Genomic DNA, 2,295 nt, shown 5'->3' with positions numbered 1-2,295 from the left:
GATTTAACCACTCAAAAACATTAAACATTTTAGCACTTGATTAGATAAACTTATCACCACAAGTTCTGAAGAGCCGAAATTACTAAAGGCTTTCCACTTTATCTGAGTTATCTAATTAATGAGTTGAGTCACGCTGCAAAACAAAAACAAGATATACGACAACTATTGGCACAAACGCCAAAGGAATTTGAGAACTATGTCAAGCAGCAGTTAAAGCGCTTAGATGAACTAGATTTGCCCGATGAAAGGTGGCAGTTTTTTGCACTGTTGGCAGTAGCGAAAGGCGTACTTGAAAAACAAGATGTTAAGGCAATTACGGGAATGCGCGATCGCAGTTTACGCCAACTACATCAGTGTTGGCAAGTGACTCGCTGGATAAAGATTTCAAAGGATGAATCCTACACTTTTGCCCACCCACTATTGGGGACGACGTTTGCTATCCAATTGGGTGACGATGGTGAGGATGCCTTGAATAAGTTGATTAACTACTGTAGTCATGGGCAGGGAAAGCAGAGTCGTTATGCCTTGAGATACTATGCAGAACATTTAAGCGAAGCGAAGCGGTGCGAGGAGTTGTATGCGATCGCACGTAACGAAGACTTTTACTCGCACTCCATTGAACAGTTTCCCGATGAGCCTGACTTGCCTTTAAAGACAGTGCAGACTGCCTTGTTAGCCGCCGCCGAGGAAGACAAAGCAGGAGAAATGGCAGAATTTATGCTGTTACACGCACGGAAACTGTTGCAGACTACAGCGCAAGATTCACCCCTAGATGCTTTGCGGAAAGGCTATTTAGAACGAGCTTGGAGACTGACAGATTTATATGAAATTGAGCGGCGTATATTGTGGTATTTATTGCTGGCGTGGGAGTTGAAAGATACAGGCAGATTTAAGGAAGCAGAGGAAACACTGAAGCGATTGCAGCAGCAGGAATTGCCTCGTTTATCAACTCATCCAGATATAAAGTGGCACAGCCAGTATGCTACTTACCTACTCGCCTATGTTTTTGAAGTGAGTGAGAATATCTGTACTTCTTTAGAGCAAAAGCTTTTTGATAATAGCTACCGCTGTATTTTGTGCGCGCATCTTAGGAATTTTGGTAACTTTACTGCTGCCCTGAAAACTGTCGAGAGTATTAGACCGGAGTCAAAGCAAGTATTAGAGCTAATAAATATAGCAAAAGGGCAGGCGCAGAAAGGAGATATAGAATATTCTGCTACCTTTACCAACGCTCTTGAGATCGTAAACACACTTGTTTCACCCTTAGACTGGGAAGGATTGATAAAGGAGATAGCAAAAGCCCAAATAGAAGTTGGCGACAGGGCATCAGCACAAGCCACTTTGACTGAAGCTCTTGAAACAGCAGATAATAAGATAGACAACCCATTGCATCAAGTAAATTTGTTTGTTTATCTAGCAAATGTTCAGGCCGAGGTAGGAATGGTTGAAGAAGCGATCGCCACTCTACAAAAAATTAACAATCGACCAGAAATTGATTTTTTTTTGATAAGTATAGGTATAGCTAAAGTGTGGGGTACATAGGGAATAAAGGCAAGATTAAAGCCATTTTAACCAAACATTTAGAAAGAGCAAATGGTATTGCAAATGAAAAGAAAAAAACTAATTTATTACAAAAAATTGTAATAGCACAAGCTGAAGTAAGAAAGTTTGCCGATGCCCGTGAAACGGCTAAAAAAATTGACTGTTCACACAGACCAGATGCCTTAATGAGAATAGCACAAGAGGCAGCCAAAGTGAGGGAATTTACTACCGCACTAGAGACTGTTGAAGAAATTGAAATTAAGCATTATCAATGGGAGGCTTTGTCGGCAATTGCAATATCGCAAGCTGAGGCAAGAAATTTTCCTGGTGCGTTTGAAACGGCAAGGCGGATTGATTGGCTAACCTATAGGGCAAAGGCTTTTTGTGGAATTGCAATAGCCAAAGCTGAGGCAAGCCCTTTTACTGATGATGCACTTGAAATTGCTGAACAGATTGAGAGTAACCCAGAACAAATGGAGGCTTTGGTGGGAATAGTAAGGATACAAGCGCAAGTGAAAAATTTTCCCGCCCTGTTGAAAATCAAGGACAAGGTTTGCGGTAAAGAGCCGAAGCCTGAAATTTTATCAACAATAGCAGAGGCACACGCAAAAGTAGAAGTTTTATCAGCAATAGCAGAGGCATACGCAAAAGCAGAAGACTTTACTACCGCTTTAGAGATATAGCATTTCTTACAAAGGTGAGGTACAATAACAGCAGTGAGTAAACCAATTCCAAATATTTGCTGATGTAACT

The 2,295-nt window shown here is 41.2% G+C and carries 2 protein-coding genes; both read left to right on the top strand.

Annotated features, from left to right (window positions below):
- Positions 1–165 precede the first annotated feature (165 nt).
- Complete coding sequence (locus QUA40_RS28445) at positions 166–1,542, top strand: hypothetical protein (RefSeq protein ID WP_333132020.1); 1,377 nt, start codon at positions 166–168, stop codon at positions 1,540–1,542.
- Positions 1,530–2,225 carry a hypothetical protein gene (locus QUA40_RS28440; protein ID WP_333132018.1) on the top strand — a complete coding sequence of 232 codons (696 nt, stop codon included), beginning with the start codon at positions 1,530–1,532 and terminating at the stop codon, positions 2,223–2,225. The genes QUA40_RS28445 and QUA40_RS28440 overlap by 13 nt, the downstream gene beginning before the upstream one ends.
- The last annotated feature ends 70 nt before the right edge of the window (positions 2,226–2,295 follow it).

Origin of the sequence: Microcoleus sp. Pol11C3 (assembly GCF_036701485.1) — a bacterium.
In the GTDB taxonomy this organism is placed as follows: domain Bacteria; phylum Cyanobacteriota; class Cyanobacteriia; order Cyanobacteriales; family Microcoleaceae; genus Microcoleus.
Note: the sequence above shows the minus strand (reverse complement) of the source record. Positions and strands in the feature narration are given on the sequence as shown.